Origin of the sequence: Nonomuraea sp. NPDC050643 (assembly GCF_040654715.1) — a bacterium.
Lineage (GTDB): Bacteria > Actinomycetota > Actinomycetes > Streptosporangiales > Streptosporangiaceae > Nonomuraea.
This window is the reverse complement of the sequence record NZ_JBFAIM010000019.1, coordinates 139,623-162,563: the sequence shown is the minus strand read 5'-3', so window position 1 is coordinate 162,563 and position 22,941 is coordinate 139,623. Positions and strand designations below refer to the sequence as shown.

Below are 22,941 nucleotides of genomic sequence, written 5' to 3'. Positions count from 1 at the left end.
TCCATGACGTGGGACATTGAGAAACTCGACCTGGACGCCTACCTGACCCGCATCGGCCTTGCCGGCCCGTTCGCTCCGTCCACCGCCACCCTGCGCGCCGTCCACCTGGCGCACGTGCGCTCGATCCCCTTCGAGAACCTGGACGTGGTCCTCGGCCGGGGCGTCGCCCTCGACCTGGGCAGCGTGCAGGACAAGCTGGTGACGGGCGGGCGGGGCGGCTACTGCCACGAGCACAACCTGCTGCTGGCCGCCGCCCTGGAACGCCTCGGCTTCCCGGTGACCCGGCACCTGGCCAGGATCCGCCTGGGCCGTTCCCACCTGCCCCGCGGCCACGCCATGCTCACCGTCCGGGCGGAGGGCCGCACCTGGCTGGCGGACGTGGGCTTCGGCGGGGACGGCCTGGTGGAGCCGCTGCCGTTCGAGGAGGGCGCCGAACTGGAGTCCGGGCCGTGGCGGTGGCGGCTCGGGCGGGACGGGGACTTCTGGGTGCTGCACGCGGGGGAGACGGAGCTGTACGCGTTCCGTCCGGACGAGCCGCACTATCCGAGCGATTTCGAGGTGGCGAACTTCTACGTGTCCCGCAGCCCGCACTCGCCGTTCGTCCGGCACGTCCTGGCCCAGCGCACGACCGCGGATGCCCGCATCCGCCTGGAGGAACGGACGTTCCCGGCGGCGGGCGATCTCGCGCGGTGGCTCCGGGACGAGCTCGGGATCGAGATCACCGATCAGGATGCCCAAGCCCTCCTGCCCCGCCTGCGCCCCTGACCCGGCGGGGTCACGGGCCCGGGGGTTCGTGGGACAGCACCTGGCGGGTCAGCTCCACCCGGCTGTTCACGCCGAGCTTGGCGAAGGCGTGGCGGAGGTGGCTGTCGATGGTGTGCGGCGACAGGAACAGCGCCGCCGCGGCCTCCCGGTTCGTCATGCCCTGAGCGACGAGCCGCACCACCCGCAACTCGGCCGCCGTCAACGCCGCCCACCCGCGCCTGCCTCTGGCCGGTCGTGCGCCACCCGCAACGGCACCGGCGCCTGTGTCCATCACGGCACCCGCAACGGTGCCCGCGGTGCCGGTGCCCGCAACGGTGCCGGTAACAGCGCCCGTACCGGTGTCCGTCACGGAGCCTGTCCCGGTGTCCATCGCGGCGCCGCACGACCGGTACACCTCGAGAGCCTCCTCCCGCCGCCCGGCCTCCTCCAGCGCTACGGCCAGCCCGAGCGGCCTGGGCCCGGCCCGGTACAGCTCGATCGCCTCCTCCAGCCGCCCCTCGGCGTGCGCGGCCCCTGCCGCCAGCGACACGACCCGGGGATTACGCCGCGCCAGGTCCCGCACGCACGCCACCACCCCCGGCACCGCCCGCCACCGCGCCGCCGTCCACGGCTCCCGCACCACCAGGTACGCCAACGCCCCACCCCGCAGGACCGCCGGAGCACCACCAGGCCCACCGCCACCTCCCACGACACCGGACCCGGAAGACGGCCGCGCCGTCCGCATCTCCGCCCGCATCTCCGTCCGCACTTTCGCCCGCATCTCCGCCTGCACCCCCGCCTCCTCCTCCGCCTGTGCCATCCGCCAGCGCAGTTCCTCGGCCACGAGTCCCGGCCCGTCCCCGGCCAGCGCACGCCCCCGATCCAGGAATCCGCGCGCCGTCTCCGGCTCGCCCCGCAGCGACGCCACATGCCCCAGCACCCCCAGCAACGCCGGAGCCAGCGCCATCGCCGACAGTTGTCCCGCCACCCGCAGCCCCGCCTCCGCCTCGGCCGCCGCATCGTCCAACCGCCCCCAGGCCAGCAGCAGCTCAGCCCGGAAGCAGTGCAGCAACGGCAACGCCCAGGCCGTACCCAGCCGCCCGGACTCCCGCTCGACCACCGCGTAGGCGGCCTGCGCCTCCTCGAACCGGTCCAGGGCCGTCAGCGCGGCTCCCAGCCACAGCCGCGGATGCCGATGCGCGCTCTCCCCGCCCGCCGCGTCCGCCAGCGCCACCGACCGTTCCGCGTGCCGCAGCGCACCGTCCAGATCGCCACGGAAGATCGCCACAGTGGAACGCGCCTCCAACCCCACCACTTGGGCGAACACCTCACCCTCCGCCACCGCCCGCACCGCCGCCCGATCGGCCGCGTCGATCTCGCCCGTCATCATCAGCGCGTGCGCCCGCACGGCCAGCAGCCGCGCCCGCTCCCGCACCGGTACGCCGGGCAACCCCAGCACCCGGCCGGTCCGCCGGATGACCCCCTGATCGTCCCCGGCGTGCTTCAACGCCTCGGCCAGCCCAATGGCGACCCCAGCCTCCCCGGCCGCGTCAAGGAGAACGCCATGCCCGTCGGCGATCTCCCGAGCCTCACCAATCCGCCCCGCCGACGCCAGCAACCGCACCACATCCCCCACCAGCCCACCACCCGCCCCCACCCTCCACACCCCCGCCTCACCACCCACCTGCCCATCCGCCTCACCGATCGCCTGCCCGTCCGCTTGACCGGCCACCTGCCCGGCTGCCTCACCGGCTTCCTGCCCGGTCGTCTGCCCGGCTGCCTCACGGGCCCTGTCACCGGCCGCCTCACCGATGGCCTCACCGGCCGTCTGCCTGGCCGCCTCACTGGCCGTCTGCCCGGTCGCCTCACCGCTCCGCTCATCGACCGCCTCACCAGCCGCCGCTCTCGGTGCCGCTCTCGGTGCCGCGCCCGGTGCCGTGGCGGGTGGCGTGGCGGGTGGCGCGAGGGTTGGCGGTCTCGACAGTTCGAGGGCTCGGAGCATGAGGTCCGCGGCGGCCGAGGGTGCGACGGCCATCACCTCCTCGGCGGCCATGCGCAGTTCCCGGATCGCCGACGCGTCACCCACCCGGGCCCCGTACCGAAGGTGCTCGGCCAGTTCCGTGGGCGATCGTCCCTCCACCCTGAGGACGGCCGCCGCCTCCCGGTGCAGCGCCGTCCGGAGGACCGCCCCGAGCCCGCCGTAGACGGCCTCCCTGATGAGATCGTGCCGGAACCCCAGCCGGTCCCCGTCCTCGACCAGCGCACCCGAACGCACACCCTCCTCCACGGGCCCGACCAGCATCCCAGGTGCCACCCCGAGCACCCCGGCGGCCTCGTGCACGGAGAACGGCCGCCGCAGCACGGAACCCACCTCCAGCAGCCTGCGCGCCTCACCCGAAAGATCGCTCAACCGCCTCTCCACCGCCACGACGAACCCCACAGGCAGCCCCAGCCCACCAATCCCACCGCTGCCAGCCCTTTCGCCGCCACCACCACGAGCGCCACCGCGCCGAGCGCTACCGCCGCCGCCCATGCCGCCGCCCATGCCGCCGCCCATGCCGCCGCCCATGCCGCCGTCCGTCGGAGCCGGGCGGCTGCTCGCCGGAGCGCGGCCATCGCCCGTCGGGGTGCCCCCAGTCGCCCCGGCCACGCCGCCGGTCGCCTCGGCCGCGTCGTCGCTCGCTCCGGCCGCGCCATCGGTTGCCTCGGCCACACCGCCGGTCACCGAGATCCGGCCCTCGGCCCGCAGTGCCGCCAGCACCTCCTCCAGCAGGAACGGATTTCCCCCGCTGCCCCGCACCAGCTCCAGCACCGACGCCCCCGGTCGGGCCCCGAGCAGCACCTCGCTCAGCTCCGCCGCCTCGTCCGGGCTGAGGGGCGGCAGCGGCACCCGCCGGGCGCCCTCCGCGATCAGTCGCTCCACCGCCTCCTGCCGGGGTAGTGGCCGCCGCCCCAGCAGCCACACCACCGGCGACCCGGCCAGCCCGGGAACGAGCTGCCGCAGCGCCAGGCAGGTCAGCTCATCCGCCCACTGCACGTCGTCCAGGATGATCACCAGCCCCCGGGAACGGGTGAAGCGCTCGATCGCCTCCCCGAGAAGCTCGACCGCCCGGAATCCGTCCCGCAACGGGTCCCCGCCGTGCGCGAAGGGTCCAGCCACAGCGGACGGCCCGGCCACGGCGAAGGGTCCGGCCACAGCGAAGGGCTCAGCCGTAGCAGAAGGCCCGGCCGCAGCGGACGGCCCGGCCACAGAGGAAGGCCCGGCCGTAAAGGAGGGGTCGGTCTCGAGAGAAGGGCCGGCGATGAGGGAGGTGTCGGTCAGGAAGGACGGCTCAGTCGCGAGGGAAGGCCCGGACAGGGGTGGGCCGAGGGCGCGGCGCAGGGTGGACAGGGGTGCCACCCGGTCCAGTTCGGTGGCCCGTCCCCGTGCCACCACCACCCCACGCGCCCGCCCCATCCCGGCGGCCTCCGCCAGCAGGCGGCTCTTCCCGATCCCCGCCGGTCCTTCGACCACCACGCACCCGGCCCCCGCCCTCAGCACCTCCTCGACGACCCCCAGCGCGGCCCGCCGGCCCACGAAGGGCACCGAGCTCATGGCAGCCGCGCCCGTACCACGAGGTCGTGCAGGGCGGCCTCCGCCGTGGAGCGGTCCGGCAGCGGCGACGAGGTCTGCGCCTCCTCCAGCGCCGCCGTCATCCGCTCCACGTCCCCCTCCACCCCCGGTACGGCGGGCGCCAGGGCGTGCTCGGCGGCCCGCTTGGCCGCGACCAGCTCCGGCAGGTAGGCGGGCCCGTACGCGTACAGCCGCGTCAGGTCGGCCTCCAGCTCCCCGGTGCGCATCAGGTGGGCCCCCGTGGCGAGCACGCGGAAGGTGTACAGCAGCGGCTTCAGCTCCCGCGTCTTGCCGAACAGCCGCCACTGCGTCCGCGCGAACCCCAGGTAGTGATGGGCGTGGTGCCGGGTCACGCACCCGGGGGCCAGCGCCACGAGCTCCTCGTACGGCGGCGAGGTCTTCACGGTCAGCGGCGACAGGAGCTGCTCCAGCACATACCCGTTGCGCCCCAGCAGCAGCCGGCAGAACTTCGCCAGGTCGTGCGTGACGAGGTCCACCTCCACCCCGTCGCGCGTCCAGGTGCGGTCGAGTGTTCCGGGCCCGTCGCGCAGTCCCGCCACCTCCGCCACCGGCAGCACGTGCGCGCCCCGCAGGTCCACGTCGGAGTCCGCCGACGGGAACCCGTACAGATGGGCTCCGCTCACCGTCGCGAACACCAGCGGGTACGGCTGCTCCCCGGCCACCTCGCCCAGCCACTCCGGCAACCCGGTCACAGGTGCTCCTTCCGCACGCCCACCAGGAAGTCCTCCACCCGCTCACGATCCGGCGAGGGCGGCAGCACGCCGGACAGGCCGGTCAGCTCGGCCGACAGGGCGGAGCGCCAGGCGTCCACCTCGTCCCACGGCACCTCGCCGCGCCTGATCGCCAGCAGCCGCTCCCGGTAAGTCCCCACCTCCACGAGCGGTTCACCGTGCCGCACCAGGTGCAGGCCGCTCAGCAGGAGCCGCACCATGTGCATGGCCTGCTTCCACTTCGGCCGCGCGGGGTCGAGGCGGCGGAACTGGTCGTCGGCGTATCCGGCGAACGTGCGCCGCGCCCGCTCCGACAGGAACGCCGCCCGCAGGTCCAGTAACCGCCGCCCGGCCGGGGTGACCGTCTCCACCAGGGGCGACCACAGGCACTCCAGGACGGAGGGGTTGGCCTCGAGGGCCAGGCCGCAGAAGCGTTCCACCTCTCACGAGAACTGCTCGGGCAGCGGCCCGTCCCGGTGGGTGGCGGGTTTGTCCAGCCGCCAGAACGCGGCCGTCGGCGCCACGAACACGCCGCGCCGGTCGGTGTCGGAGGTCGCGGTGTGCAGCCCGTACGCCCGGGAGCCCATCACGACCGAAAGGATCATGTCATCGTCCACCCGTCATATCTTGCGCCATGGGGGCGCGGACTGGTCTGATCGATAAGTGGGCGGTTATGACGAGGCTTACCGGCAGAGCATCGAGCGACCCGAGGAGTTCTGGGGCGAGGCGGCGCTGGGCATCCAGTGGGACGTGTCCCCGGCGACCGTCTACGGCGACGGCCGGTGGTTCCCCGACGGACGGCTGAACACCTGCTACAACGCGCTCGACCGGCACGTGAACGCCGGTCGGGGCGAGCAGGCGGCGCTGATCCACGACAGCCCGGTCACCGGCACGTCGCGCACCTACAGCTACGCCGAGCTGCTGGATCAGGTGGCCAGGACGGCGGGCATGCTGCGCGATCTCGGCGTGGCGGCCGGGGACACCGTGGTGATCTACATGCCCATGGTCCCCGAGGCGGTCGTCGCGATGCTGGCGTGCGCGCGGCTGGGCGCGGTGCACTCGGTGGTGTTCGGCGGGTTCGCGGCCAGGGAGCTGGCCCTGCGGATCGACCACGCCAGGCCCAAGGTGGTGCTGTCGGCGTCCTGCGGGATCGAGCCGGCGCGCGTGGTGGCGTACAAGCCGCTGCTGGACTCCGCGCTGGAGCAGGCCGCGCACCGGCCCGGCCGCTGCGTGATCCTGCAGCGGCCCGAGTGCCCGGCGGAGCTCGCCGAGGGCCGCGACCTGGACTGGGAGCGGGCGGTGAGTGAGGCGGCCCCGGCCGAGTGCGTGAGCGTGGCCGCCACCGACCCGCTCTACATCCTCTACACCTCCGGCACCACCGGCTCGCCCAAGGGCGTCGTGCGCGACAACGGCGGGCACGCGGTGGCGCTGCACTGGAGCATGTCCCACGTCTACGGCGCCGCCCCCGGCGAGGTCTACTGGGCGGCCTCCGACGTCGGCTGGGTGGTCGGCCACTCCTACATCGTCTACGCCCCGCTGCTCGCGGGCTGCACGACCATCCTGTACGAGGGCAAACCCGTCGGCACCCCCGACCCCGGCGCGTTCTGGCGGGTGGTGGCCACGCACGGCGTGCGGACGCTGTTCACCGCGCCGACCGCGATCCGCGCCATCAAAAAAGAGGACCCTTCCGGCAATTTCGCAAAAAAGTGGGACCTGTCCGGGCTGCGCTACCTCTTCCTCGCCGGCGAACGGCTCGACCCCGACACCTACCACTGGGCCGCCGACCTGCTCGGCATCCCGGTCATCGACCACTGGTGGCAGACCGAGACCGGCTGGCCCATCGCCGCCGACTGCGTCGGCCTCGGGCCGCTGCCGGTCAAGCCGGGCTCGCCGACGAAGCCCGTACCGGGCTGGGACGTGCACATCCTCGACCCCGACGGCAACGACTGCCCGCCCGGCGTCGACGGCGCCGTCACCGTCAAGCTGCCGCTGCCGCCGGGCGCGCTGCCCACCCTCTTCCGCGACGAGGCCCGCTACGCCCGCTCCTACCTCGAGCGCTACCCCGGCCACTACCTCACCGGCGACGGCGGCCACCTCGACGCCGACGGCTACCTCTACGTCATGGGCCGCATCGACGACGTCATCAACGTCGCCGGCCACCGGCTCTCGACCGGCTCGATGGAGGAGGTCATCGCCTCCCACCCCGACGTGGCCGAGTGCGCCGTGATCGGCGTGGCCGACGAGCTGAAGGGCCAGCTCCCGATGGGGTTCGTGGTGCTCAAGGCGGGCTCCGAGCGCGACCCGGGGGAGATGGAGCGCGAGCTGACCGCCCTCGTACGCGAACGCATCGGCCCGGTCGCCGCCTTCCGCCGCGCCGTCGTGGTGACCCGCCTGCCGAAGACCCGCTCGGGCAAGATCCTGCGCGCCACGATGCGCGACATCGCCGACGGCAACGCCTACAACACCCCCTCCACGATCGAGGACCCGGCGGCGTTGCCGGAGATCGAGCAGGCACTGAAGGGAACATGACGGCCAGGTAACGTTCGGACCGCCCTGGGCGAGGAGCCTGCGCGCCCAGGGCGTACGGCGCATGATGGGACATCCCAGTCCCCGGGAGAAGGCCATGATCGATACCCCGAACTACGCCGACGCCCTGAGGATCCTCGGATGCAAGGACGGCAGGCTCGTCAAGGTGATCGGGTTCGCCTCCGCGGCCTCCCGCACCGGGTGGGCGCTGGCCGGCGGCGGGCGGCTCACGGCGAACCTGCGCGACATGCGCGACGGCATCGTCGGCTACGGCGAGGACGTCGTACGCCGCATGCCCGAGCTGAAGAGCGGCGTGGACCGCTTCACCCGCACGCGGCGCCTGGCCGCCGCGCACGCCGCGATCGTCGTCGCCGCGTACTTCGAGGCGCTGGGGGAGGCGAAGCTGCCGTTCACGCTGGAGCAGCTCGACCGCGGCGACCGGATCTCCCACGGCGTGCCCACCGCCGAGCGGTTCGCCCGGCTGATGGCGGGGCTGCTGCTCGAACGGTTGCCCACGCCCGAGCCGCACGTCTCCTACGCCGAGACGCGGCAGGCCGTGGAACGTGCCTATCTGCGCATGTCCGAGGCCATGGCCGGCTACGTCGGCGGCCTGGCCGTCTGGGACGAGTTACCCGTCGACGACCAGCTCCTGCTGCCCCGCATGCTCGCCGAGGGCCCGCCCGCGCACGCGCTGCGCATCTACGACGAGGACTACCGGTCGCTGGCGCTCGACAGCCACGAGTTCGGCGTGCGCAGCCTGGTCACCGAGAAGCCGCCGCCCGCCACGGCGCTGTCGCGGGTGGCGTGGCTGCTGGCCGAGCTGGCCCCGCCCCGGGTGGGGGACCGGCCCGTGATCCACCGCGCCAGGATGGCCGCCAACGCCCTCGACCGGCCGCTCCTGCAGGCCGGCAAACATCCCGAGGACGTGTCGCTGCCGCTGCTCGGCGAGGGCTACCTGACGCCGCGCTGCCGGGTGGCGGAGCTGACCCGAGGGGCCACGCCGGCCCTGCGGGAATGGTGGGAGGAGCAGCGGCTGCTGCCCGACGCGGAGGCGTTCCTGGTCGGGTACCTCACCTCGCTGCGCGCCACCCAGGCGCCCCTGCTCGTGCTCGGCGAGCCGGGCTCGGGCAAGAGCAAGCTGACCGAGGTGCTGGGCGCCAGGCTGGCCAGGTCGGAGTTCCTGCCCATCAGGGTCGAGCTGCGCGCCGTGCGGGCGCGCGCCGAGGTCACCGAGCAGATCGAGCAGGCCGTCGCCGGGATCCTGGAGGAGCCGGTGACCTACCCGGACCTGGTGCAGGCCGGGGACGGCGCGATGCCGGTGATCCTCCTCGACGGGTTCGACGAGCTGGTCCAGGGCGATGTCAACCGCTACGACTACCTCCAGCATGTACGGGAGTTCCAGGCCGCGCAGGCCGAGCTCGGCAGGCCCGTCGCGGTGATCGTGACCAGCCGCACGGTCGTGACCGACCGCATCCGCTTCCCCGACGGGCTGCTGGCCCTGCAACTGGAGCCGTTCGACGACGACCAGGTACGCCAGTGGCTCGACATCTGGGACCAGGCCAACCGCGCCCTGCTGGCCCGGCGCGACCTGAAGCCGCTGCCCGCCGAGTCGGCGCTGGCCCACGGGGAGATGGCCAGGCACCCGCTGCTCCTGCTGCTGCTCGCGCTCTACGACGCCGGCGGCAACGCGCTGCAGCACGACCACGGCCCGCTCCGCCGGGCCCGCCTGTACGAGGTGCTGCTGCGGGACTACACCGAGCGCGAGACCGGCGGCGCCCGCCGGGTGGCGATCGACCAGGAGCTGGTCCTGCTCGGCGCCGTCGCGCTGTCCATGCTCGCCAGTGGCCGCCAGGTCATCACCGACGAGGCGCTCGACCGCGACCTGCCCGCCCTGTGCCACGGCGGCGAGGAGGACCCCGGCGACGAGGAGGAGCGGACCGACTGGGCGCGCAAGGCCACCGAGCGGTTCTTCTTCGTCCGCAGGAACGGCCACGCGTTCCTGCACTCCACGTTCGGCGAGTTCCTGGTGGCCTGGCTGACCCTCTACGCGCTGCGCGACCTCGACCGCCGCCGCCACCTCGTCGGGGACGAGCCGCTCGCCCTGGTGCAGGCCGTGGACGACGACCTGCTGTACGCGGTCACGTCCCACTCCTGCCTGGCCGAGCGGGGCCCGACGGTCGGCTTCCTCCTGGAGCTGATCGCCGAGGTGCCCTCCCCGGTACGCGCCCGCTGCGCCGACCTGCTGACGGGGCTGCTGCGCCGCTCCCTGCACGAGCGCCCGCGCCGCCACTTCACCGGCTTCCGCCCGGTGCGGCACACGGTCCCCCGCCGCCTGGCCGCCTACTCCGCGAACCTCACCCTGCTCATCGTCGCCGTCTCCGAGCAGCCGGTCAGCGTCTCCTCGATGCTGCCGGGGCCCGACCACCTGGAGCGCTGGTCCTCGCTCACCCACCTGTGGAAGGGCCAGCTCGGGCATGAGGGCTGGACCGGGCTGGTCACCGCCCTGTCGGCGCACCGGGTGATGGACGGCGGCAAGGAGGACGTCGTCCTCGGCGGCGCCACGGAGTCCGCCGGTCTGGGCGACGTCGTCGTGGCCGTCGCCACCGGGCACACGCCCCGGCACCGCCGGTTGCTGGACCTGCTGCTGCGCTCGCTGGGGGAGGGGCGGGCGCTGCCGTTCCGGGAGCGGGCCGGCATCCTTGCGGAGCTCCTGCGCACGGTGGCCGTCCGGTCGCCGGCGATGCACCAGGCGCTGGGCGCGATGTGGAACGAGGAGGGGGCCGACCGGTCCGAGCTGCGCCCGCTGCTGCACGCCCTGCTGGCCGACCCCGCCGACCGGATGGCGACCTGGGAGCAGCTCGTCAAGGCCGGCATCCCCGAACCGGCGCTCTGGGAGATCCACCAGAGCGCCCTGATGCCCGGCGACCGCCAGGGCCCGGACTGACCGCCCCCAGCCCGCGGACCGGCCGGCTCAGGGCACGGACTGGTCGGCGGGGAGCTCCACCGTGATGGTGAGCCCGCCCTCGTCCCTGGGCCGGGCCGTGACCGTGCCGCCGTGGGCCTCCGCGATCACCCGCACGATCGACAGTCCCAGCCCGCTGCCCCGGTCCGACCGCAGCCGGTCCCCGTGCAGCCGCCGGAACGGCTCGAAGATGGTCTCGATCTCGTACGCCGGCACGGGCAGCCCCGTGTTGGCCACGACCACCTCCACCTGCTCGGTACGCCGCCGCGTCGTCACCCACACCTCGCCCTTGGGATGGTTGTGCCGGACGGCGTTCTCCACCAGGTTCTGCACGAGCCGCTCCACCAGCACCGCCTCGCCGACCGTCGGGGCCGAGTCGAGCAGCCGGTGCATGCTCACCCCGCGCTCCGCCGCCTCGTCCGCCGCCTGGTCGAGCACGTGCTCGGCCACGTCCGACAGGTCGAACGGCCGCCGGTCCAGCACCGCCCGCTCACCCTCGGCCAGCGCCAGCAGGCCGTCGATGAGCCGTTCGTGACGGGTGTTGACCAGCAGCAGCGACTCGCCCAGCCGCTTGACGTCATCGGTGGCGTCGGGCCGCCGCACGGCCACGTCCACCAGCGTCCTGTTGATGGTGAGCGGCGTGCGCAGCTCGTGGGAGGCGTTGGCGATGAACCGGCGCTGGCCGTCGAACGAGCGGGCCAGCCGGTCCAGCATCGTGTCGTAGATGTCGGCCAGTTCCCTGACCTCCTCCCGGGCCCCCTCGTACGCGATGCGCTCGGTCAGGTCGTGGCTCTGCGCCACCCGCCGCGCGGTCTCGGTGACCTTCCCCAGGGGCCGCAGCGCCAGGCCGGCGCCCCACCATCCGAGCCCGAAGGCCACCGCCGCGGTCATCGGCACCGCGTACAGGCCGACGGTGCGCACGCTGTTCAGCGTGTCGCGCTGGTAGACCACGCGGACCTGCATCGCCCGCTGCCGGGCGACCTCGTAGGGGCCCTCCAGCCGCCGGAAGGTGCGCCAGCCGTCGACGGTGATGGCGGCGGGGGTGAGCAGGGCGCCCCGGTATTCGAGGCTCTGCCGCACCACGAGGTAGACCCCGGTCACGGTGAGGCCGCCGAGCAGCAGGAACACACCTGCGCAGGTCAGGGCGAAACGTAGGCGCATGCTCATGGGATGCGGTATCCCGACCCTGGCACGGTCTCGATGACCTGGGGCTCGCCGAGCTTCTTGCGCAGTTTCATCATCGTCGTCCGTACCGTGTTCGTGAACGGGTCGATGTGCTCGTCCCACACCTTCTCCAGCAGGGTCTCCGACGAGACCACCGCCCCCTGGGCGCGCAGCAGCTCGGCCAGCACGCCGAACTCCTTGCGGGCGAGCGGCACGTACCGGCCGTCGCGGAACACCTGCCGGTGCGCCCAGTCGAGCCGCACCCCCGTCCGCTCCAGCATGGGCGGGTCGGCCTTCCTGGCCCGCCGGCCGAGCGCGTGCACCCGGGCCAGCAGCTCCTCGAACGCGAACGGCTTCGGCAGGTAGTCGTCGGCGCCCAGCGACAGCCCGGCCACCCGGCTGCGCACGTCGGCGGCGGCGGTCAGCATGAGCACCCGCACCAGCCAGCCGCGCTCGACGACGGCCCGGCACACCTCGTCGCCGTGGAGGGCGGGCAGGTCCCTGTCCAGGATCAGCACGTCGTAGTCGTGCACGCCGAGCCGTTCGAGCGCCGCCTCCCCGTCATAGGCGACGTCGACCGCCAGCGCCTCCCCACGCAGCCCCTCGGCGATCGAAGCGGCGAGCATCCGCTCGTCCTCAGCGATCAGAACACGCACCGCGCCCCCAAAAAGATCTTCAAAATGCCGCCCCAGTCTGCACCGATCGGCATAACGCGGGCATAACCACCGCTAGGCGGGCTCCAGGCTAGCCCCTCACCCGGCCGCACGCGATCAGAGCCGCACGACTCCTCCGGCGCGGGGCCGGGCTCCCACGACCGCCCGCGCCGCGTCAGAGCCAGCCGCGCTCCTCCGCCACGCGGACGGCCTCCGCGCGGTTGCGGGCTCCGGTCTTGCCGATCGCCGACGACAGGTAGTTGCGCACGGTGCCCTCGGTCAGGAACAGCCGCCGGGCGATGTCCGCCACGGTGGCCTCGCCGGTGGCGACGCGCAGCACCTCCGCCTCCCGCTGGGTGAGCGGGCTCGGCCTGGTGGTCAGGGCGCTCAGGGCCAGCTTGGGATCGATGACGCGCTCTCCGGCCATCACCTTGCGGACGGCGGCGGCCGGCTCGGCGGCCGGGGCGTCCTTGACCACGTACCCCGCCACGCCCGCCGCCAGGGCCCTGCTGATATAGCCGGGCCGCCCGAACGTGGTCACGATGATCACCCGCCGGCCCGGCAGCCGCTCGGCGACCTCCAGCCCCGACAGGCCCGGCATCTCGATGTCGAGCAGGATCACGTCGGGGTCGTGCTCCTCGACGGCGGCCACCACCAGGTCGCCCCGGCCGGCCTCGGCCACCACCTCGATGTCCTCCTCGAGCCCGAGCAGCGCCGCCAGCCCGCCCCTGACCAGGTCCTGGTCGTCGGCGATCAGCACCCGGATCACGGCAGGACCCCTTCGAGCGGGACCAGGGCCCGGAGCCGGTAGCCGCCGCCGGGCAGGGCTCCCACCTCCAGCCGCCCACCGGCGCCGCCGATCCGCTCGGCCAGCCCGGCCAGCCCGTTCCCGGCGGCCGCGTCCGGGCGTCGCGTGGAACGGGCGGCATCAGGGGCGTGCCCGGCCCGGCCGTCGTCACGTACCTCCAGGGTCGCCGCCGCCTCGTCCACCCGCAGTCCGATCCAGCACCGCCGGGCGCGGCTGTGGCGCAGGACGTTCGTCGCGGCCTCCCGTACGGCCCAGGCCAGCAGGGTCTCGGCGGCGGCGGGGATGGGCCCGTCGGCGGGGGAGACCGTCGTCTCGATCCCGGCCACCCCCAGAGTCCGCGTGGCCGTCTCCAGCTCCTCCGACAACGACGGCGCCCGATAGCCCGCGATGGCGTGCCGCACCTCGTCGAGCGCCCGCCGCGCCGCCCGCTCCACCTCGGCCATCTCCCCGGGCTGCGGAAGGTGCGCAGCAGCTCCAGCCGCAGGTACGACCCCATCAGTCCCGCCCTCCGGTCAGGCTCAGGAACGCGCTCTCCAGATCCGTGCCCTCCACCCGCACGTCCCTGACCTCCTCGTACGCCGCGAACAGGGACTTGACCGTGGCGACCGGGCCGTCCGCGACGACCCTGCCCTCGGCCAGCAGGACGATCCTGTCGGCGTAGTCGTCGGCCTCGGTGAGGTCGTGCGTGGCGAAGACGGCGGTGCGACCGCGCGCCGTCCTGGCGCGTACCTCCTGCCAGAAGGCGCGGCGGCCCTCCACGTCGAGCCCGACGGTCGGCTCGTCGAGCACCAGCAGGTCCGGATCGCCGGCCACGCACAGCGCGAACCGCACCCGCTGCCGCTGCCCGCCGGACAGTCGCCCGGCGCGCTGCCCGGCGATCGGCTCGACCCCCGCCGCCCGCATCGCCCGCTCCGGCGTCAGCGGCTTCGGGTGCATCCCCGCCACCGCCGCCACCAGCTCCGCCACCCGCACGTCCTCCAGCAGCCCGGACTCCTGCGGCAACACCCCCACCCGGCCCGACCGCACCGTCTCGGCCGGCGTCCGGCCGAGCACGCGGGCCGAGCCGGCGTCGGGGGTGAGCAGCCCGAGCGCGATGGACAGCAGCGTGCTCTTGCCCGCGCCGTTGGGGCCGAGCACCGCCACCGTCTGTCCCCCGCCGACGTCCAGATCGACGCCGGCGAGCGCGGTGACCCGGCCGTACCGCTTGGTCACGGCCTCGAGTTTCAGCGCATCACTCATGCGGACAGCCTGCTCGAGGGCAGGGGAGCGCCTGTAGTGCCGTACGTCAGCCGCGCCCCTATGACGGATGTCATGAGCCTGCCGCGCCCGGGGCGCCGCGGGTCATGGGCGTGGGTGTGGCCGCCGCGGTGCTGGTCGACGCCACGGTGGTGCGCCTGGGCCCGGTGCCCGCCGCCATGGAGGTGCCCGGCGCGCGCAACCGGTGGTTCCCCTCCCTGACCTTTCGGAGGCTGACACTCACGCGGAATGTTACGTAATATCCACACACGACTAGCGTTGGGGGCGCCAGGGTGCCAGGACAGAACGTGGGTGTGGTCGTCGAGCCGGGTGTGCCGCCGGAGATCGCCGGACTGTTGCGCGCCAACGCCCCCTTACTGTCCAGGGTCAGAGCCGGGTGGGTGCCCCCCGCGGAGTTGCAGCCCTCGCGCCGCCGCAGCCCCTCCAGCGCGGTGTTACTGGCCGCCACACCGGTCGTCGTCGCGCTGATGTCCGTCCTGCTGGTCTCGCGGTACCCGGCCGCCGGGTTCGTGCTCCTCGGCACGTACGTCTTCATCGTCTTAGTCAAGATCGCCTCCATGAGCGAGGTGCCCGAGCACGACCGCCCCAACGAGCGCGCCGTGTACGAGCAGGCCCGCTGGTACGACGGCCGCTACCTCCTGGCCGAGGACTTCGACCAGGACGCCCGGAAGATCCTGCTCAGGGCCCAGCGGGCCATCGGCTCGGTGCTGCGCTCCCACGTCAACGCCGAAGGCCTGCTCGACGACGCGCGCAACGCCGTCATGCTGCCCGCCCAGGAGTGGGAGATCGCCCGGCTGCTGGCCAAGCTGTCGGCGCTGCGCCTGGAGCACCGGGAACTGCTGGCCAGGGGCATCGCGCCGGAGGTGGCCTCGGTGATCGAGCCGCTCGAACGGGCCCTGTCCAACAGCGAGGCGGCCGTGGTCGCCCGGGTCGAGGCGCTGGAACGTTACGCCGGGCACGTCGCCGAGGCCGAGCGCGCGTACCACGCCCGCAGCCAGATCGAGGAGCTGCGCGCCCGGCTGCCGCGCTACGAGGAGCTGCTCGCGGAGTCGGGCGCGGACAAGCTGGCCATCCCCGAGATCGAGCGGCTGGCCGAGGACGCCGACGTCCTGGAGAGCACCTTACGCCGCAGCGTCCGCTCGGCCCACGAGGCCTTCCGCTACCTCGAAGGCTGAACGCCGGAGAAGGCTGACAGTCGGACAGATGGGCACATAGGATCAATAACGTGCCCGGACGTCATACGAAGGTGATAGTCGATCCGGCGGTGCCCGGCGATGTCGCGGCCCTCCTTCGTGACAACCGCAAACTTCTCACCCGCATCCACGCGGGATGGGCGCCCGCGCACAGACGCCACCGTCCCATCGTGGGCAACGCGGCCCGGCTCGCGACCACCGTGACGGCCCTGGCGGCCGTCGTGTACGGCCTGGCCCTCTTCGTCGCCGGCCGCTACACCCCCTTCGTGGTCATCATGACCGGCGCGGCCCTGCTGATCGTCAGCGTCCTGCTCAGGCCCAGGCCCGACGCCGAGGTCGAACGCCGGCGCGTCCTGGAGCGCGAGGTCTACGACGCCGCCCGCCACAACGAGGGCCACTACGTCGTACGCGAACAGCTCGACGACCCCGCCCGATCGCTCATGACCCGCGCCCAGGCGGCCATCGAGCAGGTCATGGACTCCAGCGTGCACGCCAAGGGGCTGCTCGACGACGTCAGGAACGGCGTCATGCTGCCCGCCCAGGAGTGGGAGATCGCCCGGCTGCTGGCCAAGCTGTCGGAGCTGCGCTCCGAGCACCAGGAGGTCGTCTCCGAGGGCGTCACCCCCGAGGTGGAGGCCGTGGCCGAGCCCCTCGCCCGCGCGCTCGACAGCAGCGAGCGCGCCGTGCTCGCCCGCGTCGAGGCCCTCGAACGCTACGCCGGCCACGTGGCCGACGCCGAGCGCGCCTACCGCGCCCGAGACCAGATCGAACGCCTCAGCGCCCGGCTGCCCCGCTACGAGGAGCTCCTGGCCGAGTCCGGCGCCGACGGATCCGCGGTGCCGGAGCTGGGCCGGTTGTCCGACGACGCCGACCGCCTTGAACAGGCGCTACGCGACAGTGTCAGTTCGGCGCACGAAGCGTTCCGCCACCTTAACGGTTGATTTCCCTTAGGATCCGATTTCGTGGCGGATGTGGTGGTAGACCCCGGCGTACCTCCGGAGGACGCCCAATTGCTCGGGCAAAGCCGCCAGGTGCTGCTCAAGATGCGCCGCGGCTGGGTCCCCGAGCCGCGCAGAAGCATCACCGGCACGCACTACCGCGTGACCGCGGCGTTCGGGACGGTGGCCCTGTTCGGCCTGCTGCTGGGGGTGGGGGCCCTCGGCCGCCCCCTCGGCCTGCTCATGCTCGTGCTGCTCGGCATCCCCCTGATGATCGTGCTGTTCGTCCGCAACGACCTGCCCGAGGAGGAGCACGACGCGTACGAGCGCTCGGTCTACGAGCAACTGCGCTGGTACGAGGGCCGCTACATCCTCACCGAGGACCTCGACGAGTCCGCGGGCAGGCTGCTCGCCCGCGCCCAGCACGCCATCGACACCGTGACCCACTCCCGGGTCAACGCCGAGGGCCTGCTCGACGACGTCAGGAACGCCGTCATGCTGCCCGCCCAGGAGTGGGAGATCGCCCGGTTGCTGGCCAAGCTGTCCGCGCTGCGCACCCAGCACAGGGAGACCGTCTCGCAGGGCCTCACCCCCGAGGTGGAGGCCGTGGCCGAGCCCCTCGCCCGCGCGCTCGACAGCAGCGAGGACGCCGTGCTGGCGCGCGTGGAGGCACTGGAACGGTACGCCGCCAACGTCACCGACGCCGAGCGGGCCTTCGTGGCCCGCCGGCAGATCGAGGAGCTGCGCGGCCGGCTGCACCAGTACGAGGAACTGGTGGCGGAGACGGGGGCGGACACGTTCGCCGTACCGGAGCTGGAACGGCTGGCCCACGACGCCGACCGGCTGGAGCAGGCGCTGAGGCGGAGCGTGAGCTCCGCCCACGAGGCGTTCCGCTACCTGGAGCCCTGACCCGCCGGCCGCGGCACGCCTACCTCGCGCCCTGACCTCCGTGCTGCCCCTGACCACCAGGCCCTTGAACCCCGTGCCCTTGTGCCCCGTGCCGCCCTTGTGCCCCGTGCCGCCCTTGAGCCCCGTGCCCCGCCGCCTCCAGCAGCACGTCGCACAGCACGTCGGCCGCGTCGAGGCGGCCGAGCTTGGCCGCCGCCTGCCCCATCGCCTGCCGCAGCCCGGGGTCGGCCAGCAGCGGCATCAGCTCGGCCAGGAGCTGGTCGCCCGTCGGATGCGGCTCGAGCAGTGCCCGCCCCGCGCCCGCCGAGGCCAGGTAGCCGGCGTTCTTGCGCTGCTCGTCACCGCCGGTCGGGATCAGCGGGATCAGCACCGAGGGCTTGCCGATGGCCGTCAGCTCCGACACCGTGCCCGCCCCGCTGCGCGAGATCACCACGTCGGCCGCCGCGAACAGGTCGGCCAGCTCCGAGCCAACGTACGGCACCGGATGGTAGCGGTCGGCCAGCTCGGGGGGGAGGGCCACGGCCCGCATCTGGTCGATCCACGCGGGCCCGCACTGGTGCACGATCTGCGCGTGCGGCAGCAGCCGCGGCAGGATCTCCGCGATCAGCGTGTTGATCTGCTTGCTGCCCTGCGCGCCGCCCGTCACGTAGATGAGCGGCACCTCGAACGTCAGCCCGAACAGGTCGTAGGCCGCCGCCCGGTTGCCCTGCAGCAGCTCGGGCCTGATCGGGTTGCCCGTCACCACCGCCTTCGCGCGGGCGGAGGCGGGCAGGTAGTCCATCGAGGATTCGTGGGACAGCGCGATCCGGGTCGCCAGCCGGGCCAGGATGCGGTTGGCCAGCCCCACCACGGTCGTCTGCTCGTGCATCACGAGCGGCCGGCGGATCAGCTTGGCCGCGACCCCGATGGGCACCGCCACGTAACCCCCCGTCGAGAGCACCACGTCGGGCAGGTAGCGGGCCGCGTGGCCCACCGCCTGGAACACCCCGATCGGGATGCGGAACACGTCGGCGACATTGGTGCCCAGCTCTTTGAGGTTGGGGCGGCGGCGCAGCTTTCCCGTGATGATCGCCTTGAACGGGATGCCGTGCTCGGCCGTGATCCGGGCCTCAAGGCCGTTGGCCGTGCCGACCCACAGCACGTCGTGCGGCACCTGACGTCGCTGGACGGCCGACAGGGTCGTCAGGGCCGGATAGGTGTGACCACCGGTGCCGCCGCCGGTGATCAACAGTCGCAGGGTTCGTGACATGCGATCAGAGTATGGCCGCACAGCGGAACCCTGTGTGCCCGGTCGCGGAGTCCGGCGTGTTCGAGGTGCGCGCGGCCACGCGGTAGCGGTTGCAGTAGGAGTCATGGCACATGTACGAGCCGCCGCGGATCACCTTCGCCGTGCCCTCCGCCGGGCCCCCGGGATTGTCGGCGTACGGCTGCCACTCCGTGCCCCACCAGTCGGCGGTCCACTCCCACACGTTGCCCGAGACGTTGTAGAGGCCGTAGCCGTTCGGCTGGAACGACTTGACCGGCATCGTCCCCTTGCTCGGCGCCGTCGGGAAGTGGCCCTGCCAGATGTTGCAGCGCTGCCGGCCCTTGGGGGCCAGCTCGTCGCCCCACGGATAGCGCGCCCGCTCCAGGCCGCCGCGGGCGGCCATCTCCCACTCCGCCTCGGTGGGCAGCCGCTTGCCGGCCCACGCGGCGTACGCGGTGGCGTCGTGCCACGACACGTGGACCACGGGATGGTTCTGCCGGTCGCCGACCGACGACCCCGGGCCCTCGGGGGAGCGCCACGTGGCCCCCTCGACCCCCACCCACCAGGACGCGCCCGGCACGGAGGCGTCCATCACGCCGCGGGAGGCGAACTGGTGGAACACGAACGACCAGCCGATCCGCTCGGCCTCGGTCTCGTAGCCGGTCTCCTTGACGAACGTGGCGAACTGCGCGTTCGTCACGCACGCCGGATCGATGAGGAACGGCTCCAGCCGCACCTCCCGCACCGGCCCCTCGCCGTCCTCCGGCCGGCCGTCCGGATCGTCCCCGCCCATGAGGAACGTCCCCCCGGGCACCCGCACCATCCCACGCGGCGCCACCCGCCGCGCAGGAGCCGCCACGGCGCCCTGCACGGCGCCCTGCACGGCGCCCTGCACGGCGCCTTTGACGGCGTCCCGCACAGGGCCCTGTGCGGCGGTCCGCACGGCCTCCTGGGACGGCCCGTCGGCGGCCTCCCGGCTCGGGCCACAGCAAGCGGTCAAGGATCCCCCCCAAACGTGTCACGACACCATGGAAGGGTAGTCCCTGGGACATGCCCACGATCACGCGGCCACCCCAGGTCACGGCCGCCCAGACGCTCGCCCTGGCCACCACGCTGGTGCTGCCGGCCCTGGCCGAGGGCGCCGTCATCCGCCGGCCGCTCATGACGCGCCTGGCGGCGCTGGCCGGCGCCGAGCGGCGCGCGATCGGGCTGCTGAGCCGGCTGCGGGCCGAGCACGGCGACGGGCCGCTGCTGGTGCCGGTTACCGGCCGCCGCTGGGCCATGGTGCCGCTGTCCTCGCACGACGTACGGGCGGTGCTCGCGGACCGGGACTTCTCCCCGGCGACCAAGGAGAAACGGGGCGCGCTCGGCCATTTCGAGCCCGACGCCGTGCTGATCACCCCGGATCCGGAGCTGCGCGAGCGGCGGCGCGCGCTGAACGAGCGGGTGCTCTGCTCGGAGGCCGCCCGGTTCACCGACGAGGAAGCGACCGGCCCGTCCGCCGCGACCGGCGAGGAGGCGGGCAGGTTCGCCCGGGTCGTCGCGGAGGAGGTGGCCACGCTGCCCCGCGAGGGGGTGCTGACCTGGCCGCTCTTCCACGAGGCGCACTGGCGGATCGTGCGCCGCATCGTGCTCGGCGACGGGGCCCGCCACGACGTCACGCTCACCCGCCAGCTCGACCGGCTGCGCCGCGACGCCAACTGGTCCTACCTGCGCGGGCAGCGTACCGACGTGCGCAACGCCTTCCGCCGCCGGCTGGCCGGGCACCTGGCGCGGGCCGAGCCGGGCAGCCTGGCCGCCGTGCTGGCCCGCACCCCGGCCCCGGCCGACGTGAACGCCGAGGGGCAGGTGCCGCACTGGCTGTTCGCCTACGACGCCGCCGCCATCGGCGCCTACCGGGCGCTGGCCCTGCTGGCCGCCCACCCGGGCCCCCTGGAGCGCGAGCACCTGCGGGCGGCGATGCTGGAGTCCCTCCGGCTCTGGCCCACCACGCTCGCCATCCTGCGCGAGGCCACCGGCCCCACCCGCTGGAACCTCCCCGAGGGCACGACCGCGATCATCTACAGCCCCTACGTGAACAGGGCCGAGCCCGGCGACGCCTACCGGCCCGAGCTGTGGCTCGGCGGAGGTGAGGGGTGGGCGGGGGTGCCGTTCAGCGCGGGCTTCGGCCGCTGCGCCGGGCAGGACCTGGTGCTGGACACCGCGGCCACCCTCCTGGGCGCCTTCCTGCGTGAGCGCTCAGTCAGACCGTCCGTCAGGTTGGAGGATCCGGTGCCCGCCTCGCTCGACCACTTCCGGCTCCGTTTCGCTGTAAAAGCCGCAGAACGGTAGCGTTTTCTCATGCGACTCGGGGTGCTGGACATCGGCTCGAACACCGTCCACTTACTGGTCGTCGACGCCCACCGCGGCGCGCGACCCATGCCCGCCTACTCCCACAAGGTCGACCTGCGCCTCACCGAGCACCTCGACCAGAACCACCGCCTGGGCCGGCAGGGGATCGAACGGCTCGGCAACTTCGTCGAAGAGGCCGTCCACCTCGCCGAGGACAAGGGGGTGGAGGACCTGCTGGCCTTCGCCACCTCCGCCGTGCGCGAGGCCGCCAACGGCGAGCAGGTGCTCGCCGAGATCGACCAGCGCTGCGGCGTGCACATCGACGTGCTGTCCGGGCGCGACGAGGCCCGGCTGACGTTCCTGGCCGTGCGGCGGTGGTTCGGCTGGTCGTCCGGGCGGCTGCTGGCCTTCGACATCGGCGGCGGCTCGCTGGAGATCGCCGCCGGGGTCGACGAGGAGCCCGACCGCGCCGTCTCGCTGCCGCTGGGCGCCGGGCGCCTGACGCGCGACTGGTTCACCAGCGACCCGCCCACCACGGACGAGGTACGCAAGCTGCGCAAGCACGTACGCACCGAGATCGCCCGCACCGTCGGGGACGTCGTCAGGTTCGGCCAGCCCGACCGGGCGGTCGCCACCTCCAAGACCTTCAAGCAGCTCGCCAGGATCGCCGGGGCGGCCCCCTCCAGCGACGGCCCGTACGTCTCCCGCTCCCTGTCCCGCCAAGACATGGCCGACTGGGCCGTCAAGCTGACCACCATGGGCTCCGCGGAGCGGGCCCAGCTCTCCGGCGTGTCCGAGGGCCGGGCGGCGCAGCTCGCGGCCGGGGCGGTGGTCGCCGACGCGGCCATGGACCTGTTCGAGGTGGACCGGCTCGAAGTGTGCCCGTGGGCGCTGCGCGAAGGGGTCATTCTGCGCCGGCTCGACCTCCTGCCGGGGCGGCTCGACCAGTTCGAGCAGCTCGAGCAGCTCAACGGTGGGGCGGAGTAAGCTCGATATATCCCAAAAAATTGGAATAAAGTCCTGGTAGCGGGGCACTTTCCGCCGAATGGTGGCTGTGCTCGGCATGATCGGCTCTTTGGTGATGGTCTTCGTCCTCATCGTCCTGGCGGTGCTCCTCATCGCGGTGATCGGCATGATCACCCTGCTGGCCCTGGCCGGGACGCTGACCGACTGGCGTGGGATCTGGAGGCGCCTGACGCGGCGCCGAGCCCGGCTGGAGCTGAAACTCAGCGGGGAGACGGCGCCTGAGCGACGGCGGGCCGAGCTGAGCGGGGTGAAGCCCCGCGTGCGCCGCCGCTTCACGCTCGGCGGCGCACGCCCCAGGGATCGCGAGCGTTCCGGTGGCGACCTCCACCGATCCCGGCTCCACCGGCGGGTGCCGGTGGAGCGCCATACCGGGATCTAGTGTGCGTTCCGCATGTTCGATAGGGGATGCGGTCAGGTGTGCATGAGGTGCTGCCCGGCCGCTCCCGGCGCGTACCGCAGGCGTTTCTCGAGGCAGACGACCGCTCCGTTCTCCCGTCTGTTGGTGAAGCGGATGTCGTCGGCGAGCGCGCGCATGATCTGCAGGCCGCGGCCGTGCTCCGCGCCCGGGTCGGGCTCGGGCACGTCGCCCGGCCGGAATCCGCCGCCCGTGTCGACCACCTTGATGAAGCACATGTCGTCGTGGACGGTGGCGCTGACCATGTAATCATCGCTCGGCACCGCGTGCCTGATCACGTTGGAGCACGCCTCGGTGAGCATGAGCTCGATGTCGTCACGGACCTGCGGCTCGACGCCGAGCGACCGCAGCGTGCCGTCCAGCATCTGCCTGATCAGCGGGACGCTCGCCGCATCCCTGGGCAGTCGGAGCGCTATCATAGCCTC

General features: G+C 73.3%; 19 protein-coding genes and 1 pseudogene. 9 read left to right on the top strand and 11 right to left on the bottom strand.

Translation table 11 applies throughout. The features are described 5' to 3' along the window. Positions 1-3: 3 nt before the first annotated feature. Positions 4-765 carry an arylamine N-acetyltransferase gene (locus AB0I15_RS26500; RefSeq protein WP_358100772.1) on the top strand — a complete coding sequence of 254 codons (762 nt, stop codon included), beginning with the start codon at positions 4-6 and terminating at the stop codon, positions 763-765. Between the two features lie 10 nt (positions 766-775). On the opposite strand, the gene AB0I15_RS26495 is transcribed toward AB0I15_RS26500, so the two are convergent. From AB0I15_RS26495 to AB0I15_RS26485, 3 genes and pseudogenes are all read right to left on the bottom strand, one after another. Further along, entirely contained in the window at positions 776-4,339 is a 3,564-nt protein-coding gene (locus AB0I15_RS26495; RefSeq protein WP_358100769.1) for an AAA family ATPase, read from the bottom strand. Next, complete coding sequence (locus AB0I15_RS26490; protein ID WP_358100766.1) at positions 4,336-5,070, bottom strand: nucleotidyltransferase domain-containing protein; 735 nt, start codon at positions 5,068-5,070, stop codon at positions 4,336-4,338. Before AB0I15_RS26490 ends, AB0I15_RS26495 begins: the two co-directional genes overlap by 4 nt. Then, a pseudogene (locus AB0I15_RS26485) lies at positions 5,067-5,693 on the bottom strand (nucleotidyltransferase domain-containing protein). Before AB0I15_RS26485 ends, AB0I15_RS26490 begins: the two are co-directional and overlap by 4 nt. 58 nt (positions 5,694-5,751) lie before the next feature. Here AB0I15_RS26485 and AB0I15_RS26480 point away from each other — a divergent pair. Both AB0I15_RS26480 and AB0I15_RS26475 read left to right on the top strand, forming a co-directional pair. Then, positions 5,752-7,617: a propionyl-CoA synthetase gene (locus tag AB0I15_RS26480; RefSeq protein ID WP_358100763.1), complete on the top strand. Its 1,866-nt coding sequence runs from the start codon at positions 5,752-5,754 to the stop codon at positions 7,615-7,617. Positions 7,618-7,711: 94 nt separating this feature from the next. Beyond that, on the top strand, positions 7,712-10,558 hold the full coding sequence (locus tag AB0I15_RS26475) for a hypothetical protein (protein WP_358100760.1): 2,847 nt from the start codon (positions 7,712-7,714) through the stop codon (positions 10,556-10,558). A 27-nt stretch (positions 10,559-10,585) separates the two neighbouring features. Here AB0I15_RS26475 and AB0I15_RS26470 read toward each other — a convergent pair whose 3' ends face one another. The 5 genes from AB0I15_RS26470 to AB0I15_RS26450 all read right to left on the bottom strand — a co-directional run bounded on the left by AB0I15_RS26470 (position 10,586) and on the right by AB0I15_RS26450 (position 14,440). After that, positions 10,586-11,737, bottom strand: a complete 1,152-nt coding sequence (locus tag AB0I15_RS26470; protein WP_358100757.1) for a HAMP domain-containing sensor histidine kinase — start codon at positions 11,735-11,737, stop codon at positions 10,586-10,588. Between the two features lie 2 nt (positions 11,738-11,739). Further along, positions 11,740-12,396 (bottom strand): response regulator transcription factor, encoded by a 657-nt coding sequence (locus tag AB0I15_RS26465; RefSeq protein ID WP_358100754.1) that lies wholly within the window; start codon positions 12,394-12,396, stop codon positions 11,740-11,742. A gap of 172 nt (positions 12,397-12,568) precedes the next feature. Continuing rightward, the gene (locus AB0I15_RS26460) at positions 12,569-13,162 is read right to left on the bottom strand and encodes a response regulator transcription factor (protein WP_358100751.1); all 594 of its coding nucleotides are present in this window, start codon (positions 13,160-13,162) and stop codon (positions 12,569-12,571) included. Further along, entirely contained in the window at positions 13,159-13,644 is a 486-nt protein-coding gene (locus AB0I15_RS26455; protein ID WP_358100748.1) for an ATP-binding protein, read from the bottom strand. Before AB0I15_RS26455 ends, AB0I15_RS26460 begins: the two co-directional genes overlap by 4 nt. 52 nt (positions 13,645-13,696) lie before the next feature. Continuing rightward, complete coding sequence (locus AB0I15_RS26450) at positions 13,697-14,440, bottom strand: ABC transporter ATP-binding protein (RefSeq protein WP_358100745.1); 744 nt, start codon at positions 14,438-14,440, stop codon at positions 13,697-13,699. Between the two features lie 305 nt (positions 14,441-14,745). Between AB0I15_RS26450 and AB0I15_RS26445 the strand changes: the two genes are divergently transcribed. Genes AB0I15_RS26445 through AB0I15_RS26435 form a run of 3 tightly spaced genes read left to right on the top strand, consistent with a single transcriptional unit; the run spans position 14,746 to position 17,498 of the window. Further along, entirely contained in the window at positions 14,746-15,633 is an 888-nt protein-coding gene (locus AB0I15_RS26445; protein ID WP_358100743.1) for a hypothetical protein, read from the top strand. A gap of 50 nt (positions 15,634-15,683) precedes the next feature. Beyond that, on the top strand, positions 15,684-16,592 hold the full coding sequence (locus AB0I15_RS26440) for a hypothetical protein (RefSeq protein ID WP_358100740.1): 909 nt from the start codon (positions 15,684-15,686) through the stop codon (positions 16,590-16,592). 21 nt (positions 16,593-16,613) lie between these two features. Beyond that, positions 16,614-17,498, top strand: a complete 885-nt coding sequence (locus AB0I15_RS26435) for a hypothetical protein (RefSeq protein ID WP_358100738.1) — start codon at positions 16,614-16,616, stop codon at positions 17,496-17,498. A 19-nt stretch (positions 17,499-17,517) separates the two neighbouring features. Here the strand turns inward: AB0I15_RS26435 and AB0I15_RS26430 are convergent, their stop codons facing one another. Both AB0I15_RS26430 and AB0I15_RS26425 read right to left on the bottom strand, forming a co-directional pair. Next, a complete protein-coding gene (locus tag AB0I15_RS26430; RefSeq protein ID WP_358100735.1) occupies positions 17,518-18,747 on the bottom strand; it encodes a UDP-N-acetylglucosamine--N-acetylmuramyl-(pentapeptide) pyrophosphoryl-undecaprenol N-acetylglucosamine transferase in 1,230 nt (409 codons plus the stop codon). A 4-nt stretch (positions 18,748-18,751) separates the two neighbouring features. Further along, the gene (locus tag AB0I15_RS26425) at positions 18,752-19,687 is read right to left on the bottom strand and encodes a formylglycine-generating enzyme family protein (protein ID WP_358100732.1); all 936 of its coding nucleotides are present in this window, start codon (positions 19,685-19,687) and stop codon (positions 18,752-18,754) included. 107 nt (positions 19,688-19,794) lie between these two features. Here AB0I15_RS26425 and AB0I15_RS26420 point away from each other — a divergent pair, with 107 nt between their 5' ends. From AB0I15_RS26420 to AB0I15_RS26410, 3 genes are read left to right on the top strand one after another with little or no spacing between them, the layout of a single operon-like run. After that, entirely contained in the window at positions 19,795-21,075 is a 1,281-nt protein-coding gene (locus AB0I15_RS26420) for a cytochrome P450 (RefSeq protein ID WP_358100729.1), read from the top strand. Positions 21,076-21,084: 9 nt separating this feature from the next. Then, positions 21,085-22,062, top strand: coding sequence for a Ppx/GppA phosphatase family protein (locus AB0I15_RS26415; RefSeq protein WP_358100726.1), 978 nt, complete (start codon positions 21,085-21,087; stop codon positions 22,060-22,062). Between the two features lie 58 nt (positions 22,063-22,120). Continuing rightward, on the top strand, positions 22,121-22,480 hold the full coding sequence (locus tag AB0I15_RS26410) for a hypothetical protein (protein ID WP_358100723.1): 360 nt from the start codon (positions 22,121-22,123) through the stop codon (positions 22,478-22,480). A 32-nt stretch (positions 22,481-22,512) separates the two neighbouring features. On the opposite strand, the gene AB0I15_RS26405 is transcribed toward AB0I15_RS26410, so the two are convergent. Further along, complete coding sequence (locus AB0I15_RS26405; protein ID WP_358100721.1) at positions 22,513-22,935, bottom strand: ATP-binding protein; 423 nt, start codon at positions 22,933-22,935, stop codon at positions 22,513-22,515. Positions 22,936-22,941 lie beyond the last annotated feature (6 nt).